This window comes from Streptomyces sp. 8N616 (assembly GCF_052246385.1).
Taxonomy (GTDB): Bacteria; Actinomycetota; Actinomycetes; order Streptomycetales; family Streptomycetaceae; genus Streptomyces.
In genome coordinates, this window is sequence record NZ_JBQQBY010000035.1 from 70,237 (window position 1) to 93,927 (window position 23,691).

Sequence of the window (23,691 nt, forward strand, 5' to 3'; positions counted from 1 at the left end):
GGGCGGTGACGTCGTGCTGGTGGAAGTGCTCAAGCGCACGCTCGTGTTCGTGGTGGGCCTCGTGCTCGCCTCGGTGGCCGTGTTCGGGTTCATGGCGGTGCTGCCGGGTGACCCCGCGCAGGTCGCCCTCGGCGTCAACGCCACGCCGGAGGCGCTGGCCGCGACGCGGGCCCGCTTCGGGACCGATCGTCCACTGGTCGTCCAGTACCTGTCCTGGGTGTCCGGCCTGCCCGCCGGCCGGTTCGGCACCTCCTACCTCACCGGGGCGCCCATCGGATCGCAGATCGCCGACCGCTTACAGGTGACGCTGTGGCTCGTCGTCACGGGCACCATCATCGCGTTGCTGATCGCCGTGCCGCTGGGCGTGTGGGCCGCGGCCCGCCACCGCAGGGTCAGCGGCACGATCGTGTCCTGCCTGAGCCAAGTAGGCGTGGCCGTACCGGCGTTCCTCGCCGGAATCCTGCTCATCTCGGTCTTCGCCGTGAGCCTGAAGTGGCTGCCGTCGGGGGGCTGGACGCCCCCCGCGCAGGGCGTGGGCCGGTTCGCCCGCCAGCTCATCCTGCCGGCCGGGTCGCTCGGCCTCGTCCAGGGCGCGGTGCTCACCCGTTATGTACGCTCCGCGGTCCTCGACGTTCTGCGGGAGGACTACCTGCGGACGGCACGCGCAAAGGGCCTTGGACCCTACCGCGCGCTCGCGCGGCACGGCCTGCGCAACGCGGCCGTCGCGGTGGTGACCGTGCTCGGCCTGCAGCTCGCCACACTGCTCATCGGTGCCGTGGTCGTCGAGCGTGTCTTCGTCGTCCCCGGCCTCGGCAGCCTGCTCCTCGACGGCACCGGCAATCGCGACCTGCTGCTGGTGCAGGGCGTGGTGATGGTCCTGGTGGTGGCCGTGCTGGCGGTGAATTACCTGGTGGATGTGGGCTACACCGTGCTCGACCCCAGACTGCGGAGGCTGCGATGACGCCGCGGGCCGGCAGGACCCCGCCGTCCACCGCGCCCGCGGCGATGGGCACCCCTGCGCTTCGCCGTGACGCCAACCCGAGCCTGGTGGCCGGCGTGGTCCTCATCGGCTTGGTCGTGGTGGCCGCAGGCGTGTCCCTGGTGTGGACGCCGTACGACCCGGTCCGGGTCGAACCCGCAGCGCGGTTGCTCGGCCCCGGCCGCGAGCACTGGCTGGGCACGGACAAGTTCGGCCGCGATGTGTTCAGCCAGCTCATGGTCGGCGCGCGCACGACACTGCTCGTCGGCGTGGTGTCGGTCGGTGTCGCCTCCCTCCTGGGCACCCCGCTGGGCATCGTCGCCGGCATGGAACCCGGCTGGCTCGGGCAGGCGCTGATGCGGCTGACTGACCTGCAACTCGCGTTCCCCGCACTGCTGCTGGCCATCATGTTCGGGGCGGTGTACGGCGCGAGCACGGTCACCGCGATGGTGGCGATCGGGCTGGCGACCGTGCCGTCGTTCGCGCGTGTCGCCCGCGGCGGAACGCTGCAGGTCATGAGCTCCGAGTACGTGCTGGCCGCCCGCGCCGCAGGGCGGTCGACGACGGGTGTTGCCGTTCACCACGTGCTGCCCAACATCGCCGGGGTCGTCATCGTCCAGTCCTCGGTGTCCTTCGCGATCGCGGTGCTGGCGGAGGCCGCGCTCTCCTTCCTCGGCTTCGGCACCCCGCCGCCCACGCCCTCCTGGGGCCGCATGCTCCAGGAGGCACAGGAACTTCTGCCCGTGGCACCTGGGCTGGCGCTGTGGCCCGGCTTGTCGATCGCGCTGGCCGTCCTGGGTTTCAACCTGCTCGGCGATGGCTTGCGGGACCGCTACGACCCCCGTCTGGAGGACCGCTGATGACCACCGCACGTCCCCGTACAAGTCCGACCCGGAAACGCCCGCCGCGCGAGCAGGCCGCACTGACCGTGGATCAGCTCAGCGTCGCCGGCCGGGGCATGGAACTGGTCAATGAGGTGTCCTTCGCGCTCGACCCGGGCCAACGGGTAGGCCTCATCGGCGAGTCCGGTGCCGGGAAATCACTGACCGCCGGCGCGATCATGGGTCTGCTGCCCGATGGGATGCACGCGCGCGGCGCGGTCCGTCTCGGCGGCGTTTCCCATGACCTCCTCGGCGCGTCCGAGCGGCAGATGTCCGCGATCCGGGGGCGGCGTCTGGCCATGGTCTTCCAGGAGCCGATGACCGCGTTGAACCCGGTCATGCGCGTCTGCGACCAGGTCGCGGAGGCGATGCTGGTCCACCGGACGCAGCCGGGCCGCCGGGCCGCGCGGGACCGGGCGGTCGACCTGCTGGCCCGCGTCCGCCTGCCGGACCCGGCGAACACGGCGCGTGCCTACCCGCACCAGCTCTCCGGCGGGCAGCGCCAGCGTGTCGTCCTTGCGATCGCGCTGGCCAACGACCCGGCCGTGCTCATCTGCGACGAGCCGACGACCGCCCTCGACGTGACGGTCCAGGCGCACATGCTCGAGCTGATCCTGGAGGCGGTGACCGAGCGCGGTTGCGCGCTGCTGTTCATCACGCACGACCTCGCCGTTGTCGCCACGGTCTGCCAGCGCGTCCTGGTGATGTACGGCGGGCGCGTGGTCGAGGCGGGTCCCGTGCGCGATGTCCTCACCGGGCCCCGTCACCCCTACACGCGGGGTCTGCTCGACGCCTCGGACCTCGAACCATCCGGCGAGCGGGACCGGCTGTACAACATCCCGGGCACGGTCCCCGCCGCGGGGGCCTTCCCGGCCGGGTGCGTTTTCCGGACCCGTTGTGCGCGGGCCGACGACCGCTGCGCGACACGCCCGGACTGGTCGGGCGACGAGGCCCGGGGATACGCGTGCTGGTACCCCCTCGGAGACCGCGATGAGTGACCGGACGACGCCGGGCGACCCGGTCCTGAGCGACCAGACGGCGGTCGACGATGCACCGCTCATCGAGGTCCGCGACGTGAGCCGCGTCTACCTGCGCGCCCGCACGTCGCTCGTTCGGCCTCCGGCGCGGGTGACCGCGGTGGCCGGTGTCTCCTTCGACGTCCGGCGGGGCCAACGCTTCGGCATCGTCGGGGAGTCCGGCTCGGGCAAGTCCACGCTCGTACGCCTGCTGTGCGGGCTCGACCGCACGACCTCCGGGTCGATCCGGTTCACCGGGCGGGACATCGCCGGCAGGCCCGAACGCGAGTTGCGATTCTTGCGCCGCGAGCTGCAGATCGTGTTCCAGGACCCGATGGGCTCACTCGACCCCCGGATGAGGGTGCGCGATATCGTTGCCGAACCGCTCGCCGCACAGCGCCGCCCGGCGCCGGCCGCCCGGCTGCGCGAACTCCTTGAGGCCGTCGGCCTGCCCACGGACGCCGGCGACCGGTTTCCCCACCAGCTCTCCGGTGGCCAGCGCCAGCGCGTCTCCCTCGCGCGGGCGCTCGCGCCACAGCCGTCGGTGCTCGTCGCCGACGAACCGGTGAGCGCCCTGGACGTCTCGGTCCGTGCCCAGATCCTCAACCTGCTCGCCGACCTGGCCGACCTGCACGCGCTCACCCTCGTGTTCGTCTCCCACGACCTGTCGGTCGTCCGCAGGGTGTGTGACACGGTGGCGGTCATGCACCAGGGACGGATCGTCGAATGCGGCCCGAGCGAGCAGGTCTACACCGCCCCGAGGCACCCCTACACACGCGGCCTCATCGCCGCTGCCCCGACACTGCGCCGTGCCCTCGGCGGGGCCGGAGCCGCGCAGCCGGCCCGGGGAGTGCCGGAGGCGGGCGGCCCGAGCGACGATTCGTAGGCGACGCCTCCGGTCGGTGGGCCGGCGGCGCAGCAGCCCACCCGCGATGTCCGGCGCCGGCGCGCCGACGGGTTCCTAGTTTTCCCCATCGCCCAGCTCTTCCAGGTGTAACCGGCGCAATTCCCCACGGCAGGAGATGCCGAGCTTGCGGAAGATGTGCCGCAGATGGGTGTCGATCGTGTGGGGGGAGACGAACAGCTGTGCAGCGGCCTGCTTGTTGGTCATGCCGCTGGCGACGAGGTTGACCACCCTGCGCTCCGTGTCGGTCAGGCTGCGCCATCCGGAAGTCGGGCGGGGCGCGGACTTCCAGTGCCGGGCGCGGACGCCCCGCAGCCGGAGCCGACGGCGTACGCGTGCCGCGTCCCGGTGAGCGCCGAGGTCCGCATAGCGGCGCATCGCCGTCTTGAGCGTGTCGATTCCCTCCCGCCGCCCCGGATCGGCTCGTCGTCGCGTGAACAGGACCCCTAGGTCCTCCATAGCCGAGGCGCGCGCCCACGGGTCGGGCTGATCGCGGGCGGCGTCCTCCAGCGCCCTGCGGTCCCCGTTCAGCAGTCCACGCGCGTGGCGTGCCTGGGCGTTCACGGTGGGGACATGGGGGTTGCGGGCGGCGAGCCCCTCGGCGGCGGCTACGACATCCTCGGCCCACCGGCGCTCTCCCATCACGAGCGCGGCCCGCACCAGCCAGGGAGCGGCGGACGGTTCGTCGTTCAGCAGGCGGAGCTGGGAGGCGAGTCCGGAGCACTCGTTCCGCAGCAGCTCCCAGGCACGGGGAGTTCCGTGCTGGGCGGCTTCGACCTGCACCGCGATCCAGTCGTACTGAGGGTCGGCAGATGACACGTCACCGCCGGCCAGCTCCTCGCGAAAGGCCCGCACGTGCCCGGCGGCGGTGGGCGTGTCGCCCGCCCGCAGCGCTATCGCAGCCAGCAGGGACCGCGTACCCGGGACCAGCACGCGCTTGTCCAGCTCGCCGGCGAGCGCGAGCGCGGCACGGGCTTCCTGGCCGGCCTCGGTCAAGCGGCCCGACCGCATCAGCAGCCGCGCGTGGATGGTCATCGCGATGGGAGCCTGCAACACCAGGCCCCGTTGGTCGATCTCGGTGCGCACGCCCCGCAGGAGCGCCTCCGCCTCGTCGAACTCGCATAAGCTCACCCGTCGTGCGGCCAGCAGCAGCCGTGGCCAGAACCGCAGTGAGCCGGCCGCTCGGCCAGGCGTCTGCCGCGCCGATTCCTTGATCAGGCGGACCGCCTCCGTCAGGTCTCCCCGGTCCCAGGACATGAGCGACTTGATCGCCGCCGCAACCGCTGCGGACGCGGTGTCGGGGCCGTCGTGCCGGTCGTCGTGCGGCAAGCCGGAACGGCCGGGCAGGGCGCCGGTCGGGCCCTCGCAGCGAACGAGCTCGAGGCAGTGCGCGGCGCGGGACCCGTCATGCCAGAGCAACCCGAGGAGGCAGACGGCGGCCGCGGACTCGTAGACCGGCCCCGGCAGCGAGCCGGGCGCGAGGACCTGCTCCGCCCGTTCCATCGCCTCGCGCAGCTCCCCCCGTTCGGCGAGGACGGTGGCGACGGCTCCGCGCAGCTCGGCCGTGATAGCGGCCGGTGCGGCCAGGGACTGGGCGAGCACGTCGCGTGCCAGAGCCTCCGCCCTGGGCAGTTCGCCGACCGCGATGAGTGCGCTGACGGCCGCCGCGACACGGGAGGTCCGCATCGTGTCCTCAGGTGCAGTGAATTCGAGCGCTTTCAGCGCGAGCTCGACCGCGGTGCACGGCGAGGACAGTACGAGTTCCCGGGAAGCGCTGGTGAGCGCGCTGACGGTGTGGCTGTCACTCGGCCTGCCACCCTCAAGAAGGTGGGCCGCCGCCCGCACCGCGGAACCGTCACAGCGTGCGAGCAGCATCGAACCGGCCTGGCGATGCAGTGTCAGGCGCACGGGACGCTGGATCGACTCGAGGACCATCTGCCACACGATGTCGGAGACGAACTCAAGATGATCGCTGCCCGCCACGATCAGCCCGGCGGCTTCGGCCTCGTGCAATGCCGGCAGCAGCGTGGCCGGCTGTTGTCTCAGCATCTCCGCGGCCTCCTCGATGGGGAAGGACCGACCGAGAACCGCGCCCACCTCGGTCACTTGCCGGGCTGGGGCGGACAGGTCATCCAGCACCGTGCGCACCCATGCGAGCAACCGCGGCGTGGGGCGCCGCGACACCGACCGGGCGGCGCCCTTCCGCACGACGGTGTCGCCCTCCTCCCGCAGGCCGTCGATCAGCAGCCGGGTCACTCGAGGGTTTCCGCCGGCGCGCGCCGCGAGCTCGGCCACATCCGGTCCAGCCTCGGCGCCGAGTAGGTCGACGACGAGCTCGGTCACCGACGCTTGGTCCAACGGCCCCAGTTCCAGCCGGGAGGCGTCCGCATCCAGCCCGGAGGACGTCTGCTTCGCGTCCCGCGCCGTGGCACGCCGGGTCGCTATACAGGCCGCCGGCGAGAACGCCCGCGACCGGAAGAGCATCCGGAGCACGCGCAGGCTGGCCGCGTCAGCCCACTGCACATCGTCCAGTCCGATGAGTGTCGGCCGGCCTCCGGACCCGGCCGCGAGGCGCCTCCTCGCCCACTCCATCAGATCCCAGACCGCGACAGGGTGGCCGTCCAGCGGCTCGCCCATCTCGGGGATCGCTGGTGGGGACTCGCCCACCAGGGACGACAGAAGGGCGAGCGGAACCTGGCGAGCGTCCTCGTGGGCGTCACCGTGCAGCACGAAGAAACCGCGTGCTTCGGCCATCTCCTCGACCGCGGTCAGCAGACATGTCCTCCCGATCCCGGGTGGTCCGGTGATCAGCACCTCCGTGTCCCGGTGGGCCTCCACCTCGGTCAGCACGTCGGATAGTTGGGCCACCTCTCGCGTGCGGCCCCGCAAGCGATCGGTGCCCGACGCCGGGACGAAGGTCGTGTCAGTGATCGCGGCCGGGCGATCCACCGGCATGGCAACGGGCGTCCGGCCCAGCCCACCTCCGGTCCGCGAAGCGGGGGCGATCCCTGAAGCTGGTGAATTCATGCGACCTCCCGGCCGATATGCTGCAACGAAGGACTGCGAATCAAAGTGTTCGGGACTCTTACCGAATTGAGGCCCGGTCTTGTTCGACGGGATGAGTGATTTCGCCAGACGGCAGCGCGACCGTGAGTAGCCGGTCGGTTCCTGCGGAACTCGCAAACCCTGCGGGTGGGTTGAGCGGGCATGCTTTCCTTCAGCGTCACGTTCAGGGTGATGAAGGTCGGATTCGACCCCGGCGCTCGCTGAGCGCTTGCATCACACCGTCGCGCACCGTCACGTACAAGAACTTATGCGAGGCCCGGGAATGGACGCAGTGGCAGGATTCCACTGACCGGAAATTGCCGAGCCACCGGTCATTGCAAGTCGGCGTGGATTATCCGGCAATGGGCTGTTCGGCCGAGCAATTGTAGAATCCTGTGAATGAGGGTGTTTCAGGCGGCTGCGTGGACTCGTAGGGGCGCAAGCGGAACCACCGCATCACCGAGTGCGTCCGGACTGCTGGCACGCGGCGGTTGACCGGCACCGAGACGATCCTCATCACCGTGATCATTGCTGCTGCCGGGACGCTCGCCGTTGCCCGTCTGCCCATGGCCACCGGGCTGGAACTGCTGAGCGGGGCCGGCCTGCTGGCCGAACACCTTGCCCGGGCTTCCGGCCACCGCGGCCTCGGCGAGGGGACGCGGCCAACCTGGCCGGACTCAGCGAGTCGTACTACCGGGACCTGGGGCAGGGCGTTGCCTTCAACGCCTCACCGCAGGTTCTCGACCCGGTCAGCCGCACCCTCTTCACAGACTGGGAGGCGAAGGTGCGTGACGTCGCCGCCGCCCCCCTCAGACTGTCCGTCGGAGCCTGGGCCGAATATCCCCGACTCGTACCACTGATCGGGGAACTCAGCGTCAGCAGCCAGGAGTTCGCGAAAGCAAGCCTGGGCAAGCCATGAGGTGAGCACGTGCGGACTGGACCCGTTCGGCCTCAGCCACCCCGTGGCAGGATCTCTGACCCAGAGCCCGGCCCCACCCATCATCGGCCTACACCCGGTCGGCGGCGATCAGCATGTATTGGAAGCTGCCGCCCGTGTAGGCCTCGAGGAATACGTCCTCGATTCCAGTGGCCACGCTGGACTTCTTCCGCAGCTTCCAGTAGGGGATCGTCGCCTGCGTGAGGTCCACGACCTCAACCGGCACCAGCCGGTTGGCCGCCATCGCCTTGAAGTACATGGACCGGGGATGAATGTCGCAGATGTAGTGCGCGTTGATCGTAGAAACGGCCTGGGACGGCAGTCCGTAGGTGTCGTCGTAGCAGCCGGTGATCGTCACGTACCGGCCGTTGCGAGACAACTGACGGGCATGTTCGGCGAACAGGTCGAACAGGTTGCAGTACATCGTGGACTCGTTGTTCCAGATCGCCTGGTAGGTGCCCGGCGGGAACCCGGTGTCAAGCATGTTCTTCAGGTGGAACCTGACCTTGCCCGAGATTCCGCGCTTGGCAGCCTGCTGGTTGGCGAAGTCGGCCTGGTGGCGGGAGATGGTGATGCCGTCCACCTCGCAGCCGAACCGCTCGTGAGCCATGATCGACGACCCGCCCCGCCCGCAGCCCGCGTCCAGCACCCTGTGATGGGGCTTGATGTCGCTGAATCGGTCGAGGAGGAAGTTTGCCTGGGCGGTCTCGAGCCGGTGCATTTCCGCGATCGTCCGCTGTTCGATCGTGTCCGGGTCACCCTCGAGGACGGACCAGTCGACGTCGCCGATGCCGTAGTGGTGGTGGAAGAGCTCGTCGATCTCTCCGAGCCGGAGGTTGACCGGGTTTCGTTCCTTGTTCCAGTAGGTGGCGACCGATTCCTGGTAACCCGGCCCGATGATCGGGTTCGCCGTCTGGGCGGGGATGTGCGCTTGCCTGTGCGTGCTCATACTGACGTTCCTCGGCTGTCGGTGACCTGGTGGCGTGTGCTGGTGGCGTGCCATTCCCGGTTCCCGCCCATCCAGTTCCACACGCCGGTCAGGTAGCGGACGACGGTGGGCTCGGGCGCAGCGGCCATGGCTTCCGCTGCGGATTCTTCGAAGGCGTGCATGAGGTCGTTGTGGATCCGGACGGCTTTGCGGAACGCCTCGTCGAGGGGGAGGCGTTCGTTGGTGGCGATGACACAGGGAAGGTTGAACGGAAGGCCGTCTCCCCGGATCTCACGCAGCGTGGAGTACAAGTCGTTGACCAGGGTGGCGGCCAGGGACGCTGTGGTGGTGGCGTCCTGAACGAGAGGGTGCGCGTACAGCTGTGGGGGAATCTCGTAGCCGTCGACGCTATCGGTGAGGGTCAGGCAGGGCCGGAAGGAGTTCATCTGCCGGTTGGCGAGGTACTGCCATACGGGCGGCAGTTGGCCGGCGATACGCCACCCATTCTCGGCCTGATATCCGAGGTAGAGCTGCGCGATATCGTGCTGGGCGCGTTTGAGCTGGGCCGGCGTGGCGAAGTGGGCGAGGTGGTTCATGGCCTGATGCTGGGCTTTGATGACCGGCTGGCTATCGCGGTACTTCTCCCACGCGGCCTGGAGTTCCTGGGTGAGGCGCGGCGGGTCAATGGCGGACTGAGCCAGGGACAGGTTGGGCCCGATGCTCTGGTCCGCCCGGTCCCGGTACCTGTTGGTTTCGCAGAAGTAGTCGTCGACCGCCGTCTCGGCGACGACCATTTTCGCGGGGGCCATCAGCCGCTCGATGTCGTCACAGCCCGGATGGCACAGGACAGTGCCCCGTCCGGGGTCGTGGGCCAGCAGACCTTCGTAGTGCTGCTCGGAGCCGAGCCCCACTTCGTCCATCCAGACCAGGATGCGCCGGTTGATCTCGTCCGCCAGCACCGGATCATCACGGACTGGCGGGGGGCAGTACAACTGCTCGGTGCCCCTGGTGGCGCCCATGGGAGTGAGGGCCGATGCTCCCAGGACACCCGATGTGTGCGGGGCTTGAACTGGGACGGGAATCGGATGCGGCACGGCGGGAATCACGTGTCATACCTCGCAATCTTGACGTTCTCCAGCAGCCCCATCGCGTAAGGCATGAGGACGGCGGCGCTGCGGTAAGCGGTGACGAAGTGGGCGCATGACGGCCTGATCGTTGACGCCCATGAAACGGAAGTTCAGGCCGGGCTGGTACTCGTCCGGGATGCTGCGTGGGAGCAGCCGTTGTCGTTCAGTACGGGATCACCCTGCGGTTCGAAGCGCCGATGCTGTTCGAACGCCTCACACACCATGTCCCCGGTCAGCGCCCCGGCTCAGACGACAGCGACGAGGGCGCCGCGACGGCCTCGGGCCTTGGCAGGATGCCGCCTGCGGGCCTTGGCGAGCCCGTCCGCGTAAGACAGCGCTGTGGCTGTGGATGCTTGGCTGTTCTATCCAGTCGTGCGGAGACTCGGCCCTCGGCGGATAGCCGGAGATGCCGCCGGCCTGCCGCAACGTGTCGAACCGTGCCGCCCGCCCGGTGACGGTCTTGTCCACGAACGCCTGGTGGCCGGTGTCGCACACCACGTCGTGAGGGTCAGCGAGCCCGACAAGCTCTTGGGCTTCCTTCAACCCCCGCAGCTTCTTCAACGAGGGCAGAGTCTCCCCGAAGGACCGATGAGAGGTGGTTGTCACGGTTCTCCCCCGCTTGCCTGCCCGCTGGTCACTCTTCGCTTTCTTGGCCTTACCCCTTGTCACGCGGTCACAAGACCTCGTCTCGAGGCGTCACCGAACCAGCAGAAGCAGGGGCAAGATTTCCACGCCCCCTGTAGCTGTGTGAGCGGACCCGAGGACCCCCGCACCCAGATGCCTCGTTAGGAGGGTTTGGGGACTGGCGCGTTGGCTGATGCTCGGTATCCGACCTGTTCCGCTCGGAACACCCTGAGTCTGAACTCAGGTTCCCCAGCCAACGCCGGGGCTCGCTCGCACGGCGTCTGGGACGATTCTTCGATGCCGCTGTCCATCGTCACCGCAATGGGGGGAACACGGTTCAGGCGTCCCTATGACGCATCTCGCCGTAATGCGCAGCTCGGGTACAGCTTGCTCGACACCGATGCCCGTGTCGGCCATGCTCCGTCATCGACGGCAAGCGCATGGACGAAGGCCGCGAGGTGAATGCTCTGCATCACGATGCCAGGCGGGAGCCCTTCGGGCATGCCCGAGCTGGTTGGTGGAGGATTGTTCAGCATCCCGCAGACAGGATCCGCGCCAGTACTCGCTGTGCCTGCACCAGGTCGCCTGCCGCCATGAGGGTTTGGGCCCACTGAAGACGCGTATGGATGACGTGGGGGTGGTCTGGTCCGAGAACTCTGGTGCGGGCGGCGGCCAGCTGCGCGAAGCCCGCCAGCGCTTCCTGGGTCCGTCCGGAACGTGCCGCGAACGAGGCCTGGCTGCTTCGGATGGCGAGTGTGTGGGGGTCGTGGGGTCCGAGACAGGCGCAGGCGTCCTGCAGCAGTTCCCCCCAACACGTCCGCCGTGGGCCCTCATTTTCCCAGCGATTCGGAGGAGTTCCACTGCCGAATCCGGCCGGGGATCAGCATTCCTCCTTCCCGAGCGCTCTGGTGATGTCACTCCGCATGGCACGTGACTGCGGTGTGTATGGCACCGTACGGCCCTTGACGGCAGCTCAGGACTACGAGAGTTGAAGCCCAGGGTCCTCAGCAGCGGCGGCAGCATCTGCCGGTGGTACGGTCGCCGTACAGTCGGAGGACCAGGAACCGGCACGATTCGGGTCATCCCTCGTCGCCTGACCGATTCGCGGGCGATACGCTCAAGCCCGCCGCCTTCTTCGGCATGTTCCGTGTCGGCCGACAACTGCCGTGCTCAGCGGACCCCGGGTCTGCCCTTGCCAACGACCGACGCAGCGCGTGACCGCGTGTGCGCGACGGCCGGATGGAACCCGGCGGTCGGCGCGAGGCCCCTGCCTTATGTCGGTCGGCCGGAGTACTCGGCCGGCGCCGCGGTAGGCGTACCCGCATGGCGACCGGTGTGCGCCGGAACCGGGTGCAAAAGACACCCGTCCCACACAGACAGGAGAACTGCCATGACCGCAGGGCCACCCCTGCCGGGAAGCTACGCGGCCGCCTACCACCGAAGCCTCGAGGACCCCGAGCACTTCTGGCTGGAGGCAGCGGGAGTGATCGACTGGGACGTCCCGCCGACGACGGCCCTGGACGGCTCTCGGGCGCCGCTGTACCGCTGGTTTCCGGACGCGCGGCTGAATACCTGTCACAACGCCGTGGACCGGCACGTCGACGCCGGTGATGGAGACCGTCTCGCGCTGGTCCACGACAGTCCCCTGGCCGGTACGCGCAGCACCTTCACTTACCGGCAGCTGCGCGACGAGGCCGCTCGTCTGGCGGGTCTGCTGTCCGAGCTGGGAGTCGTCAAGGCCGATCGCGTCGTGTTGTACATGCCGATGATTCCCGAGGCGGTGATCGCGATGCTGGCGTGCGCCCGTATCGGCGCCGTCCACTCGGTGGTCTTCGGCGGATTCGCCGCGCGGGAACTGGCCGTGCGTATCGACGATGCCCAACCCAAGGTCATCATGTCCGCCTCATGCGGGATCGAGCCCAAGGGCGTCGTGCCGTACAAACCCCTCCTCGACGCCGCCCTTGCCCAGGCCCGTCACCAGCCCGACCACTGCCTGATCCACCAACGACCGCAGTGTGTTGCCGAACTGACAGCGGAACGGGACCTGGACTGGGCCGAAAGCGTCGTTGCGGCCGAACCGGTGTCCTGCACGCCGGTCGCGGCCACCGACCCGCTCTACATCCTCTACACCTCCGGCACCACGGGACGGCCCAAAGGCGTGGTGCGCGACAACGGCGGTCACGCCGTAGCACTGCGCTGGTCGATGCGGTACATCTTCGACACCCACCCTGGCGAGGTGTTCTGGGCCGCCTCCGACGTCGGCTGGGTCGTCGGCCACTCCTACATCGTCTACGGCCCCCTGCTCACCGGCTGCACCACCGTGCTCTACGAGGGAAAGCCCGTCGGTACCCCCGACGCCGGAGCATTCTGGAGAGTCGTCGCCGAACACGGCGTCACCACGCTGTTCACCGCACCCACGGCCATCCGCGCGGTGCGGAAGGAAGACCCGGAGGGCAAGCTGCGCGCCGCGCACGACACCGGCTCGCTGCGCCACCTGTTCCTGGCGGGCGAACGCCTGGACCCGCAGACCTACCACTGGGCGGGCGAGCTCCTCGGCGTGCCGGTGATCGACAACTGGTGGCAGACGGAAACGGGGTGGCCGATCGTGGCCGACCCCATGGGCCTGCAGCCGCACCCGACGAAACCGGGGTCACCGACCGTGCCGGTACCCGGCTACGACGTGCGCATCCTGGACGAGGCCGGCCGTCAGGTGCCGAACGGTACGGAGGGAGCAGTGGCCATCCGGCTGCCGCTGCCCCCTGGCACCCTCACCACACTGTGGGGCGACGACGAGCGGTACATCCGCTCCTATCTGTCCGAGTACGACGGCTACTACCTCACCGGTGACGGCGGCCGCAAAGACGAGGACGGATACGTCTACATCATGGGCCGCGTCGACGATGTGCTCAACGTCGCCGGACACCGCCTGTCCAGTGGCGCGATGGAAGAGGTACTCGCTGATCACCCCGACGTTGCCGAATGCGCTGTCGTCGGCGTCAAGGACCCGCTCAAGGGCCAGGTGCCGCGCGGATTCGTGGTACTCAAAGCCGGTGTCGAGCGCGCTCCCGAACATGTCTGCGCAGAACTCGTCACCCGCGTGCGTGAACACATCGGACCCGTAGCCGCACTTCGCCGGATCGATGTCGTCACCGCCTTGCCCAAGACCCGCTCCGGCAAGATCCTGCGGCGCACCATGCGGGACATCGCGGACGGCGCGGATCCCGCACTGCCTTCAACCATCGAGGATCCCGCGGTGATCGACACCCTCCGGCAGGTGCTGCGCGACTGAGACCGCGTACGTGAAGATCATCGATGGCTTCATGAGGGAGGTAGCCGGCGGACTGGACGGCGCCCCGGACATCAGCGAGCAGTTGATGCGCTCTCGCCGATCGAGCTGCCCGACAGCCCTTCGGCAGAGCTGGTGGGCGCCTGGCCTGAGCTGGTTGAACTCATCCAGGACCCGAACTTCTTTCCATGGGCCGCGACCACCCCGGCCTGCCGGTGTGATGCGGCCGGGTCCCGGCCCAGCACGCTCACCCGATGGCCGTCCGAGGCAAGAAGCATGGCGGTCACCAGACCCGAGATCCTCACCGACTTCTGGAACTGCTTGGACCAAGGCCTGCCGGAGGGGGCACGTGACGGGGGCTGCTGAGGCTCACATGCCGGTCTCGGTCTCCATGGCCGATCCGTTGAGTTCCTGGCGCCACAGCAGGTCGCTCATGCGCTCGACGGCGGAGGTGAGATGCCTCCGGAAGGTGCTGAGGGGCAGCCCGAGGCGTTCCGCGGCCGCTTCCTGGGTCGGGGCGCCCTTGAAGTAGGAGGCGATGACGGCACGGTGCCGTTTGTCGCCGCCCCTTTCGTCCAGCAGCGCCTCCGCGGCCTGGGTGAGCACCTCTGCCAGGCCCTTCCCGCTCTCGACGATCAGGCGGGAGTGGTTGAGGGGGTTGGCCGCGAGCCTGTCCGGGCGCCGTAGCGTGCGCAGCGCGTCGCGGATCGCCGTGTCGAACTCGGGACGCGACAGGACGGCCAGCTCACCGTGGGCCGGCTGCGGCCGCGATGCGGGCAGGGAGCCCGTCAGTATGGCGTCGCTCTTGGCCTTCAGCCACGGTCCGGCCGGCGCCGAGCGCCAGTCGCGGCAGAACAGGGCGTACCTGAGGTCGCCGACCCGGGGGCGCGACGCGATGGGCTGCATGAGGTTGTCGTGCAAGTGGGCGTTCCAGAATCCGTCGTCGCGGAACACCAGATACGACCAGGCCAGGCGGCCGGAGCGGACCCACTCTCCGACGGCACGCCACTGAATCAGCGTCATCGGCGCCGAGGGGCGGTGGTGGGCCGGGGGATGCACCGAGAAGCGGGCCATTCCTATGTGCTCGCCCGGCCGCAGCGGCCCGCACGCCCGAGCGTGCTCCCAGGCCGTGGCGACGACCGGATCGATGTCGGCGCCCTCCGGCTCCGGCAGCTTGAGCCACGCGGAGCACGCGACCAACTCGCCGGTCTGGGTCGAACGGTAGACGCGGAATGCCTCGGGCTGCCGGTCGAGCCAGAAAGAGGCGATCGACGCGGATCGGCCGCCCTCGGCCTCCTCCACCAGCTCCAGCACGCGCCTCCGCTCGTCCGGGGCGTACGGCTGGTCCTCGATCACGCCTGCCTCGCGCCAGCCGTAGAACTGCGCCATACGCCTGTCGGTACGGAACAGATAGGTCAGCTCTCCGGTGGCCTGGAGCAGATGCGTCTCGGACACCGAGCGGAGCCGGCCCAGCAAGTGCTCGCGCATCTGCTGGTGCATGGCGGAGAACCCTTCCGGGTCGCGCCACCGCAGATCCGCTTCGAGTACTTCGCGTACCGCATCGTGCGGAAACAGTCCGGCAGCGGTCGACTCGACGTACGGCTGGCGGCGGAGCCAGGCGAACAGCTGCGAGGCGTCCTCACCGATCAGGGCGCGCAGCAGCGACTCCGAGGTGATGTACGCGTGCGCGCAGATCTCCAGGGCCTTGCGCTGCAGGGGGTCGGGGATGTCCCCGATCAGTTGTGGCAACAGGGTCGCGATGACGTCCTGGTTCGGCTTCCAGCCCGGAGAGGCCGTCTCATCCTTCACCGCCACCGCGGCAGCCAGCGCCAGCGCCAGCGGATTACCTCCGGTGAAGGACAGCAGCCCCTCGTGCGCTCCGGGCGGTACGCCCCACTTCCTCAGGAACGCGGCCGCGTCACCGGGGACCAGGTTGCGCAGGGCGGTGACGCCCAGCAGATCGGTCCAGCCCGGGTCAGCGATCCACTTCGGGTCCGGTGCTTCCCGCCCCGCCACGACCACCACGGCGCCCGCGGGCACCTGCGGCAGGAAGCGCTCCCACAGCCAGCCTTCGAGTCCCTGGCACCGCTCGAACGTGTCCACGAGCAGAACCACGCCCGGCTCGCGGGCCGCTCCACCGGCCGCCGCTGCCAAGCCTTCGGGAGTCGGTGGGATGGTACGGCCGTCCACTTCCACTACGGCACGACCCGCGTCGTGGGCTTCCCGTGCGAACCGACGCAGCAACGTGGATTTGCCGATGCCCCCAGGGCCGTGCAGGTAGTGCACGGGCCTGGCCCCCGGAGTCCCGGCCAGGGCTGCCCGGAACAGGGCGAGTTCCCGCTGCCGCCCGACGAAGGCCCGGTCCCGGCCCGCCGCCACGGCTGCACCGATCAGGGTCTCCCGGCCGCTCTGTTCGCTCATATCCCCAACCCCCTGCTCGCCAGCTGCTGCCCACCGCTGGTGAAAATTTGATCCCATGGTGTTCGGTATCGGGGTCACGCGCCACGCCGTGGCGCCCCCTCCGGCAGTCCACCGGCCACGCGCCGCTGGAAACGGCGGGATTGCGAGGGAACGGGAGGACCCTGCCCTAGCGGTGTGTCGAGGAGCCCGACTACCGGACGAAACAAGGAAAACGTCCAGATCACAGCCTTCTGGCGCTTGAGTAAACCCCGAGCGGTTCCGTTGTGGAGGCTGCGGAAATGGACGGTAGAACGGTCTGTTAAGTGAGCAGTTCCCTGGCGGAGAATCCTGCGGGCCAGCCAGTACGGCAGGCCATGGCATGAATCTTCGGAGAGAACATGATGCGAACCAACTCCTCCGGCGCCCGGCATTTATGGTCAACCGGCGCCTCCGCGTCGGGTGCGGTACGGGCCCGGGGTGGAATGCCCTCCAGACGTCGGTGGAACCGTGGTGGCACGACCCGTGTGGTGGCCGCCGTGATGGCGATCGTCAGCGCCGCGGCGCTGACGATCACCGGTCTGTCCGTGTCGGCTGCATCCGCCGCCCCGTTGCAAAGTACGCCCCTGATCACCTGGAACATGCAGGGCGGAACCTTCGACGACGGAAGACGGAGCAAGTGGACCGAGAACGTTGGTGGTTACGCCTCAGCGGCCGAGATCGTCCTGCTCCAGGAGGCCGGACCGGAGCCTCCGGGCTACAACGTACAGAACATCACGCACAACGCGGCCCCGGCGGGCGCCCCGGTCGCCAGTCCCAACAATCCCGGTCGTGCCCACTTCATCCAGCACAATCGGTGGCACTACGGCTACACCACACTCGAAGTGTTCTTCCTCCAGACCGATGCGCACGGCGGCGACTACGACGGGGGCCGGGTCAACTCGGCCATCGTCACTCATCGGGTGCCGGACGAGGTGCGGGTCGTGCCGAATGCCGCGGGCCGCGCCGCGCTGGGAGTGCGCTTCAACAACGACTGGTACTTCACCTTCCACGCCCAGTCCCTGAGCGGTCGCATCAACGACTCCGGCCCGATGACGGCGGCGGTCGCAGCCAGCGTTGCCGCGGACGGTGTGCCGGGTCGCCACTGGACGATTGGAGGTGACTGGAATCTGGACCCGGACCAGTGGTACCGGCCGGGCACATTCCAGTACGCCACGGGAGAAGTGACGCACTACGGGGACGATGGCGTAAACCGCGAACTGGACTACGCGGTGTCATCGCGCAACATCCAGCAACATCCTGTGAACCGTCTGGCCTACGGCGCGTCCGACCATCATCCGGTGGCCCTCGGCAGCATGCGAGCGGGTGCAGAGCCGCCGGATCTACGACTGTTGTCCGGGGGTGACTCGCAGACCGAAGGCGTGAACAGCATCACGAAAGCCGGTTTCCGTGCCCCCCTCTGGGAGAGTGTCACCTTCGCCGACTCGGTGCTCTGGAAGAAGGACTTCGTCGGCGGGGAGTACGGGGGGCGCACGCCCGACCCCGATCACGAGGGGCACAGCGGCGCTCTGATCGAGGAGATAGCGCTCGAGCTGGCCTGCTCCGTGCCGGCAGAGCGGCCCAATGTCGTCACCTTGCTCGCGGGAACCAATGACATGAACCAGCAACATGAGCTGGCCACCGCTCCGGACCGGCTCGGCAATCTCGTGGACCAGATACTCCGCGACGCGCCGGAGGCGGTCGTTCTCGTCGGCACCCTCCCGCCGTCCACGAAGCCCGGGATGCAGCCCCGCATCGACGCGTTCAACGCCCGGGTCCCGGACGTGGTGCGTCAGCGGCAGAACCAGGGCAAGCACGTCGTGCTGGTGGACATGAGCGTGTTGACCACCGACGACGTCGACGGGTCGCACCCCGACGACGCCGGTTACCGGAAGATGGCATTCGCCTGGCACGACGGCATCGCCCGCGCGGCGGCCAGGGGGTGGATCAAGCAACCCGTCGACGGCACCGGCGAGGACTGCGCGGGCAAGGAAACCGCGAAGAGTGGGCTGGGCCCCGGCTGGAGCGCGATCGGCGTCATCGCCCCCGGTATGCAGTCGCCCGCCGGCCGGACCGACATCGTCGAACTCAACGGCGACCATCGGGGCGACTACGTGCGGATCTCCGACGATGGGCGCACCATACGAACGGCAATCAACACACCGGACAAGCCTGGCAAACCGGACTGGGTCGAAGTGGCGAGCGGTCTGCCCCATCAGGAGCCCGGCCCTGGCGGCAAAACGCAGTTCGCCGACCTCGACGGCGACGGCCGAGACGACTGGCTGGTGATCAAGCCCCACATTACTCCGAACGTGATCCTCTTCTACCGCAACCTCGGAGTCCGCGACGGCCGGATTTACTGGGACTCGGGATATTCGATCCCCACCGCTGTTGCCGACGTCCCTCCCGAGGCCATCCGCTTCGCGGACGTCAACGGCGACGGCCGAGACGACTACCTGCGCGTGGGAGAGAGCGGCGCCGTGCACGCGTACGTGAACACTCCCCACGACGGCGCCATCCCGATCTATTGGGTGGAGAGGCTGAACTGGGCCCCAGGGGTCTCCTATGGGTCCCGTGACAAACTGCGTCTCGCCGATGTCAACGGTGACCGCAGGGTGGACTACCTGATGGTGGGTGACGACGGCACCACTCATGCCTACTTCAATGACGGCGGCGGCGGTGCCGGTGGCTTCACCGAACACAAATACTTCGTCAAGGGCAGTATCTATCCCGGGAACAAAGCGGCCTTCCGGGACGTCAGCGGCGACGGCAAGGCGGACTACGTCGTGGTCTACGACGGCGGATCCGTCCGCGCCTGGCTCAATCGGGGAGGCAATGTGTGACGGTGACCGAAGAGGCGGCACATAGCCACCCGGCCCGCTGACGTTACTTCCGTTGCCCTGGCGCCTTCAGCGCGCCAGGGCAGTCCACCCGTGCCACGAGCAGCGCGCCCCAGTCATGGCCGACCAGATCGATCGGCTTGCGCGCTGCTCGTGCCCGGTGAGCCGTCGTGGCTCTCCGGCGCATGTCCTTCCGGAGAGGAACGACTACTTGGCGAGGAAGGTGAGGAGGGCGCTGGTGACTTCCTCCGCGTGGGTCCACAGCAGGCCGTGCGGGGCGCCTTCGATCTCGACGTAGTCCGCGTGGGGCACAGCCGCACGGAAGGGATGACCGGTGGCCTCGATGGGCAGGATGCGGTCGGCGGTGCCGTGGAGAATCAGAGCCGGGACATCGATCTTGGGCAGATCGGAGCGGAAGTCGGTGGTCCAGGTCGGGACGCAGGCGGCGGAGGCGTGCGGGGAGGCGCCTGCGGCCATGTTCCAGCTCGCGCGGACGACATCTTCGCTGATCCGCGTGCCGAGGTTTTCGTCGAGGTTGTAGAACGCCTGGTAGAAGTCGGTGAAGTAGGCGTAGCGGTCCTGGGTGACGGCTTCCAGGATGTCGGCGAACACGCTGCCGTCGACACCGGTGGGGTTGTCCTCGGTCTTGAGCAGGTAGGGCTCAAGGGAGGCCAGGAAGGCGGCCTTGGCCACCCGCTGCGAGCCGTAGGTGGACAGGTAGCGCCCCACCTCGCCGGTTCCCATGGAGAACCCGACCAGGACCACGTTGGTGAGGTCCAGTATCTCCAGCAGGATGTTCAGGTCGGCGGCGAAGGTGTCGTAGTCGTACCCGGTGGTGGGACGGCTGGACCGGCCGAAGCCGCGGCGGTCGTAGGTGATGACGCGATATCCGGCCTCGAGCAGGGCGTGGGTCTGCTTCTCCCACGAATCGCCGTTCAGCGGGTAGCCGTGGATGAGGACGACGGGCTGGCCCGAGCCGTGGTCCTCGTAATAGATGTCGATGTTGGTGCTGTTCTCCCGGCCGACGGTGATGAATGCCATGACGATCTCCTTGGCGGTGGTGGTGTGATGGTGCGGTTGATGGACCAGGAACGCTGTGCTGTCAGGTAGGAGTGGTAGCCGCTGGCGGATGCTGCCCGGGCGGGCGGTGGCGAGTCACTTTGATCGTCGACCGAGGCTGCGAGACAGGAGTCGCTCCTGCACTGCCGGGCAGGCCACGGCGAGAGCAGTGGCGGTGGCAGCGGCGGCAGCGGTGTCAGTGGCAGCGGTGAGCAGCGGGCGCCGGCGCGCCGGGCGTGGCAGTGACGACCAGTTCATCGCGGATTCCTTCAGCAGAGAGACCGAAGCGGGCACCAAGGACACGGAGTCCTCCCGGAGCTGCCGGCACCGACGTTGTCCGCCGAGCCATCACGATGGTCATCCGGAGAGGTGTTCATCCGACAGCTCACTTCTCTGCTCACTTTCTGCAGATGTGGCACTTCCTCCCTGCGGCCAGGAGCGGGGCTCCGCTTGGTGCGTGCCCGCTCGGGGCAGAGAAGTGGCCCGGTGACTGCAGCCGACAAGCGCGGTCACCAGGGCGGGACACCTCGTTGAGGCGATGCCCTGAACACTGTCATGCCTTCTACGGCGGGAGGGCGCGGAAGGTTCACCTGAGAGCCGACCCAGTGGGGACCACCGTCGGTACGGTCGTGACCCGCGCAGCCCCGGGGACGCCGTGGTGCCAGCCTTCGGAACGGGCCCGCTCGGCGAGCCGGTTGACCGTATCGCGCAGGGGCGAGACCTTCAGGGCCCGGCCCCCGCCACCATGACCGGCTTCGCCGCCCTCGACGGCAGGCTGCTCGCTGCCCACGGCAACGACGGCCGGACTCCCCGGAAGGTCGCCCACTACCGGCCCCTCTACGAAAGCCTGCTGTCCGACCAGCCCGACCCCGTCCTCAGCTTCGACACCGCCACGACCGTCACCGAGCTCCATCACACGACGCCTGTCCGTGAAAACCCCGATTCGGGGATGTGACCCGGCGTTCCTCTGCGGGCGTGGTGCGGGCTGGGGAGTGAGCAGGTGCTTGCGGTGCTCGTGGGTCTGTCTATTGGCGCGCCGGTCGCTGGAGTTGGCCGGTCTGCGCTTCCTTGGTGTCGTGGCCCTCGGGCGCCCAGCCGGGCGACGTCGGAGTCCAGGTAGCGGGAGCACCGCACTCGGTGGCACGTCCTGATCGCGCGCCGTCGCGGCGGCGCGACTTCGCCGCTTGGGAGCGTCGTCAAGGGATGGCGGGGGCGGAGCAGCCGTGGGCTTTCGCCGAGCGCTCGGCGAAAGCCTTCAGAGCGGCGCGTTCGTGGGCGAGGTCCGGGTGGCGCCTCGGGTTCTTGCGCTTGTCGTTCTGCTCGTCGGCGGCCTGCAGGGTGAACAGCGCCCGACCGTCCGGGCACTTGGCCGTGGTCCAGCTCATCGAGCCGTCAGGGTCGCGGTGGTGGGCGAGTGTGTCGGCGGACGGTGTGTCCTCATCGTCATTTTCCTCGTAGCCGAGCAGCCGCTCCTGCGCATACGGGCCGTAGTCCGCTTCGAGTACGTAGCGTTTCCTGAGGTCGGTGTCAGCGAGCCGGCAGGTCTCGTGCGGGGCGCCCCCGCGGGCGGTTTCGGTGGCGATCGCCACACCATGCGCGGCGGGGATGCCGGAGCAGGTTCCGTCGGCCGTGCCGAGCGGCTCGTACTCGTCCTCGTTCACCGGCAGGTCGAGGCTGCGCACGGGCTTTCCGAGCTTGGCCCCGCAGTGCCGGGTCTTCGAGGCATTCGCCGCGGTGGAGGTGGCGATCGTGGTGAATTCCGGCCGGTTCGCCGGGTTGTCGAGTGTCTTGTCGAGCGTGGTCTCGACGGTGATGGACAGGCCTTTGGCGCTGCTTGCTTCGGTGCACTCAAGGATCAGGCTCGTGGTGACCTCCTCGTCCTCGTCGGCCTCGAAGAGGTCCGGGTCGGCCCCGAAGGGGTCCGGGTCGGCTCCGAAGAGCCCCGTCCAGCCATGGCCGAGCGGCACGGAGAGAGCACTCGCTCCGGGCGGGCCCGTGTAGAGGGAGATCCAGGACTGCCCGGTGCGCGCGGTGTCGACGATACGGATCTCGGCGGTGCCACCGTCGTGGACGTGCACCTCACAGCCCACCAGGCCCGCACCGGACCTGTCGTTCTCGACCTCGACGGATCCCGGCCCGAGGACGCCGCGTACTGCGTTCCGGTCGAGCAGCCCGTCGCAGGCGCCGTCGAGCGCCGACTCGTCGCTCCAGCGCTGGAAGTCCCCGTGCACCAGCAGATATCCAGTGACGGCAACGGCCACTGCGCACAGGGCCGCGACCGCCCGGAGGACGGTCGGCCTCACTGCCATCCCTCCACTTCTCCGAGGATCTTGGTGTCCTGGCACCGCTGCTGCCGGGGCCAGCCGTCAGGGTCGGCGAGATAGCTGTCCATCAGCTTGCGGGCGTCCTTCGAGAACGTGGTCCGCTGCGCCTCGCTGAGCGTGTGCCCACTCAAGTCGGAGGTCTCCAGGCGCACGGTGACACGGTGGTAGGTGCTCCCGGCGGCGCACTCCGATCCGGCCCACAGGGCGAGTTCGGTCGGCTCCGACTCCGGGATGACCTTCGTACGCTCCCCCTCTCGGAAGGTGAAGCTGTCACCGGTGTAGTGGTACTCGCCGTTGGCGGATTGGCTGATGGGCCCGGCCCAACTCGCCGCCGAGACGTCGACGACCGCGCCGTCCGGGGGCGTCGGCTCGGTGCCCCACGGGTCCTTGCGGTCCAGGATGGTGGCGCCGCAGACGCTCAGCAGCCGGGAGTCCTGCAGATCGCCGCCGGCGGTCCAGTTGCCTGGGAAGCCCGCGCGCTTGCCGAGCCCTCGGCACTTCTTCACGCCCAAGCCCGGCTCGTCGATCCCCACGACCCTGATGTTGCCCCCGTCCGCGTCCTTGGTGACATGGGGCTCATAGGTATCGATGACCCGCGTGGGCGTTTTCAGCGCGGTGCCACCGCAGTTCTGCGCCGCGGTGACCCCGTTGGCGACATGGACGGCCGTACGGAAGTCCGCGAGGTACTCGGCCCGCTTCCCCTTGCCAGGAACGGGTAGATCGACAGCGGCCGTGACATACATCCCGGGCACCTCGCGGACCCGGCCCTCGAGCCCGCCGGGGCACTCAGCGACGACCCACGTCCGCCCGTCCTCTCCGACCCTGCCGGTGACCCCGGGCGCCTCGTACCCCTCGTCGTCACCGCCGGGCAGGATGTCCTCGGCTCGTACCGTCACCGGCATCCGGGAGATGAGCGCGACGGCGCGCACCCGCACCGACCCATGCCCCGGCCAGGTGAGGGAGCAGTTCACCAGGGAACGGCTGTCCTCATCGGGCTCGAGCATGGTGCCGTACTGTCTCACTTCGCCCGCAACGTCGTCGGGCACGAGGTCTCGCAGCTCCTCGTACGGCAGCAGCCCCGCACAGGCACGCTTCAACTGCGCCTGATTCGCGGCCGAATGACCGCTGCCGCCCGAAGCACCGGCACCGAAGAAGAACAAAGCCCCGACGACGAACAACTTGAGTTCTAGTGGTCGTTGCAACACCCCAGCTCAAGGGGTGCGATGGACTTCGAGATCCGGCAGGACCGGACGGTCGCGCAGGGGCGCAAGAGGCTGATCCGCGAGCGGGAGCAATACTTCCGCT

General features: G+C 68.8%; 18 protein-coding genes and 1 pseudogene. 8 read left to right on the forward strand and 11 right to left on the reverse strand.

The features are described 5' to 3' along the window. Nucleotides 1-13 precede the first annotated feature (13 nt). Genes ACTWQC_RS27595 through ACTWQC_RS27610 form a run of 4 tightly spaced genes read left to right on the forward strand, consistent with a single transcriptional unit; the run spans nucleotide 14 to nucleotide 3,762 of the window. Nucleotides 14-961, forward strand: coding sequence for an ABC transporter permease (locus tag ACTWQC_RS27595; protein ID WP_443318524.1), 948 nt, complete (start codon nucleotides 14-16; stop codon nucleotides 959-961). Continuing rightward, on the forward strand, nucleotides 958-1,839 hold the full coding sequence (locus ACTWQC_RS27600; RefSeq protein ID WP_443318525.1) for an ABC transporter permease: 882 nt from the start codon (nucleotides 958-960) through the stop codon (nucleotides 1,837-1,839). The genes ACTWQC_RS27595 and ACTWQC_RS27600 overlap by 4 nt, the downstream gene beginning before the upstream one ends. Continuing rightward, entirely contained in the window at nucleotides 1,839-2,858 is a 1,020-nt protein-coding gene (locus tag ACTWQC_RS27605) for an ABC transporter ATP-binding protein (protein WP_443318526.1), read from the forward strand. Before ACTWQC_RS27600 ends, ACTWQC_RS27605 begins: the two co-directional genes overlap by 1 nt. Continuing rightward, the gene (locus tag ACTWQC_RS27610; protein ID WP_443318527.1) at nucleotides 2,851-3,762 is read left to right on the forward strand and encodes an ABC transporter ATP-binding protein; all 912 of its coding nucleotides are present in this window, start codon (nucleotides 2,851-2,853) and stop codon (nucleotides 3,760-3,762) included. Before ACTWQC_RS27605 ends, ACTWQC_RS27610 begins: the two co-directional genes overlap by 8 nt. Nucleotides 3,763-3,837: 75 nt before the next feature. Here ACTWQC_RS27610 and ACTWQC_RS27615 read toward each other — a convergent pair whose 3' ends face one another. Beyond that, complete coding sequence (locus tag ACTWQC_RS27615) at nucleotides 3,838-6,735, reverse strand: helix-turn-helix transcriptional regulator (protein WP_443318528.1); 2,898 nt, start codon at nucleotides 6,733-6,735, stop codon at nucleotides 3,838-3,840. A gap of 553 nt (nucleotides 6,736-7,288) precedes the next feature. On the opposite strand from ACTWQC_RS27615, the gene ACTWQC_RS27620 reads away from it, so the two are divergent. Continuing rightward, nucleotides 7,289-7,744, forward strand: coding sequence for an MmyB family transcriptional regulator (locus ACTWQC_RS27620; protein ID WP_443318529.1), 456 nt, complete (start codon nucleotides 7,289-7,291; stop codon nucleotides 7,742-7,744). Nucleotides 7,745-7,832: 88 nt separating this feature from the next. On the opposite strand, the gene ACTWQC_RS27625 is transcribed toward ACTWQC_RS27620, so the two are convergent. From ACTWQC_RS27625 to ACTWQC_RS27645, 5 genes and pseudogenes are all read right to left on the reverse strand, one after another. Continuing rightward, a complete protein-coding gene (locus ACTWQC_RS27625; protein WP_443318530.1) occupies nucleotides 7,833-8,711 on the reverse strand; it encodes a geranyl diphosphate 2-C-methyltransferase in 879 nt (292 codons plus the stop codon). Beyond that, nucleotides 8,708-9,709, reverse strand: coding sequence for a family 2 encapsulin nanocompartment cargo protein terpene cyclase (locus ACTWQC_RS27630; RefSeq protein ID WP_443318531.1), 1,002 nt, complete (start codon nucleotides 9,707-9,709; stop codon nucleotides 8,708-8,710). Before ACTWQC_RS27630 ends, ACTWQC_RS27625 begins: the two co-directional genes overlap by 4 nt. 83 nt (nucleotides 9,710-9,792) lie before the next feature. After that, a pseudogene (locus ACTWQC_RS27635) lies at nucleotides 9,793-9,955 on the reverse strand (Crp/Fnr family transcriptional regulator); the annotation flags it as partial. 75 nt (nucleotides 9,956-10,030) lie between these two features. Further along, on the reverse strand, nucleotides 10,031-10,486 hold the full coding sequence (locus ACTWQC_RS27640; RefSeq protein ID WP_443318532.1) for a 1-deoxy-D-xylulose-5-phosphate synthase N-terminal domain-containing protein: 456 nt from the start codon (nucleotides 10,484-10,486) through the stop codon (nucleotides 10,031-10,033). A 484-nt stretch (nucleotides 10,487-10,970) separates the two neighbouring features. Next, nucleotides 10,971-11,243: a tetratricopeptide repeat protein gene (locus tag ACTWQC_RS27645; protein WP_443318543.1), complete on the reverse strand. Its 273-nt coding sequence runs from the start codon at nucleotides 11,241-11,243 to the stop codon at nucleotides 10,971-10,973. A gap of 588 nt (nucleotides 11,244-11,831) precedes the next feature. Here ACTWQC_RS27645 and ACTWQC_RS27650 point away from each other — a divergent pair. Continuing rightward, a complete protein-coding gene (locus ACTWQC_RS27650) occupies nucleotides 11,832-13,730 on the forward strand; it encodes a propionyl-CoA synthetase (protein ID WP_443318533.1) in 1,899 nt (632 codons plus the stop codon). 71 nt (nucleotides 13,731-13,801) lie between these two features. Here the strand turns inward: ACTWQC_RS27650 and ACTWQC_RS27655 are convergent, their stop codons facing one another. Both ACTWQC_RS27655 and ACTWQC_RS27660 read right to left on the reverse strand, forming a co-directional pair. After that, nucleotides 13,802-14,014, reverse strand: a complete 213-nt coding sequence (locus ACTWQC_RS27655) for a hypothetical protein (RefSeq protein ID WP_443318534.1) — start codon at nucleotides 14,012-14,014, stop codon at nucleotides 13,802-13,804. Between the two features lie 82 nt (nucleotides 14,015-14,096). Continuing rightward, on the reverse strand, nucleotides 14,097-16,148 hold the full coding sequence (locus ACTWQC_RS27660) for an AAA family ATPase (RefSeq protein ID WP_443318535.1): 2,052 nt from the start codon (nucleotides 16,146-16,148) through the stop codon (nucleotides 14,097-14,099). Between the two features lie 506 nt (nucleotides 16,149-16,654). Between ACTWQC_RS27660 and ACTWQC_RS27665 the strand changes: the two genes are divergently transcribed. Continuing rightward, entirely contained in the window at nucleotides 16,655-19,006 is a 2,352-nt protein-coding gene (locus ACTWQC_RS27665) for a GDSL-type esterase/lipase family protein (protein WP_443318536.1), read from the forward strand. A 204-nt stretch (nucleotides 19,007-19,210) separates the two neighbouring features. On the opposite strand, the gene ACTWQC_RS27670 is transcribed toward ACTWQC_RS27665, so the two are convergent. Then, complete coding sequence (locus ACTWQC_RS27670) at nucleotides 19,211-20,044, reverse strand: alpha/beta fold hydrolase (protein ID WP_443318537.1); 834 nt, start codon at nucleotides 20,042-20,044, stop codon at nucleotides 19,211-19,213. Nucleotides 20,045-20,720: 676 nt separating this feature from the next. On the opposite strand from ACTWQC_RS27670, the gene ACTWQC_RS27675 reads away from it, so the two are divergent. Continuing rightward, complete coding sequence (locus tag ACTWQC_RS27675) at nucleotides 20,721-21,017, forward strand: hypothetical protein (RefSeq protein WP_443318538.1); 297 nt, start codon at nucleotides 20,721-20,723, stop codon at nucleotides 21,015-21,017. Nucleotides 21,018-21,258: 241 nt separating this feature from the next. Here ACTWQC_RS27675 and ACTWQC_RS27680 read toward each other — a convergent pair whose 3' ends face one another. Next, entirely contained in the window at nucleotides 21,259-22,371 is a 1,113-nt protein-coding gene (locus tag ACTWQC_RS27680; RefSeq protein WP_443318539.1) for a hypothetical protein, read from the reverse strand. Continuing rightward, the gene (locus tag ACTWQC_RS27685) at nucleotides 22,362-23,432 is read right to left on the reverse strand and encodes a hypothetical protein (protein WP_443318540.1); all 1,071 of its coding nucleotides are present in this window, start codon (nucleotides 23,430-23,432) and stop codon (nucleotides 22,362-22,364) included. Before ACTWQC_RS27685 ends, ACTWQC_RS27680 begins: the two co-directional genes overlap by 10 nt. Between the last annotated feature and the right edge of the window lie 259 nt (nucleotides 23,433-23,691).

Bases quoted from the DNA above. Each gene is read 5' to 3' on its own strand.
- ACTWQC_RS27680 (WP_443318539.1), bottom strand. From the start codon at position 22,371: ATGGCAGTGAGGCCGACCGTCCTCCGGGCGGTCGCGGCCCTGTGCGCA.
- ACTWQC_RS27670 (WP_443318537.1), bottom strand. From the start codon at position 20,044: ATGGCATTCATCACCGTCGGCCGGGAGAACAGCACCAACATCGACATC.
- ACTWQC_RS27650 (WP_443318533.1), top strand. From the start codon at position 11,832: ATGACCGCAGGGCCACCCCTGCCGGGAAGCTACGCGGCCGCCTACCAC.
- ACTWQC_RS27630 (WP_443318531.1), bottom strand. From the start codon at position 9,709: ATGGGCGCCACCAGGGGCACCGAGCAGTTGTACTGCCCCCCGCCAGTC.
- ACTWQC_RS27610 (WP_443318527.1), top strand. From the start codon at position 2,851: ATGAGTGACCGGACGACGCCGGGCGACCCGGTCCTGAGCGACCAGACG.
- ACTWQC_RS27600 (WP_443318525.1), top strand. From the start codon at position 958: ATGACGCCGCGGGCCGGCAGGACCCCGCCGTCCACCGCGCCCGCGGCG.
- ACTWQC_RS27615 (WP_443318528.1), bottom strand. From the start codon at position 6,735: ATGCCGGTGGATCGCCCGGCCGCGATCACTGACACGACCTTCGTCCCG.
- ACTWQC_RS27660 (WP_443318535.1), bottom strand. From the start codon at position 16,148: ATGAGCGAACAGAGCGGCCGGGAGACCCTGATCGGTGCAGCCGTGGCG.
- ACTWQC_RS27625 (WP_443318530.1), bottom strand. From the start codon at position 8,711: ATGAGCACGCACAGGCAAGCGCACATCCCCGCCCAGACGGCGAACCCG.
- ACTWQC_RS27605 (WP_443318526.1), top strand. From the start codon at position 1,839: ATGACCACCGCACGTCCCCGTACAAGTCCGACCCGGAAACGCCCGCCG.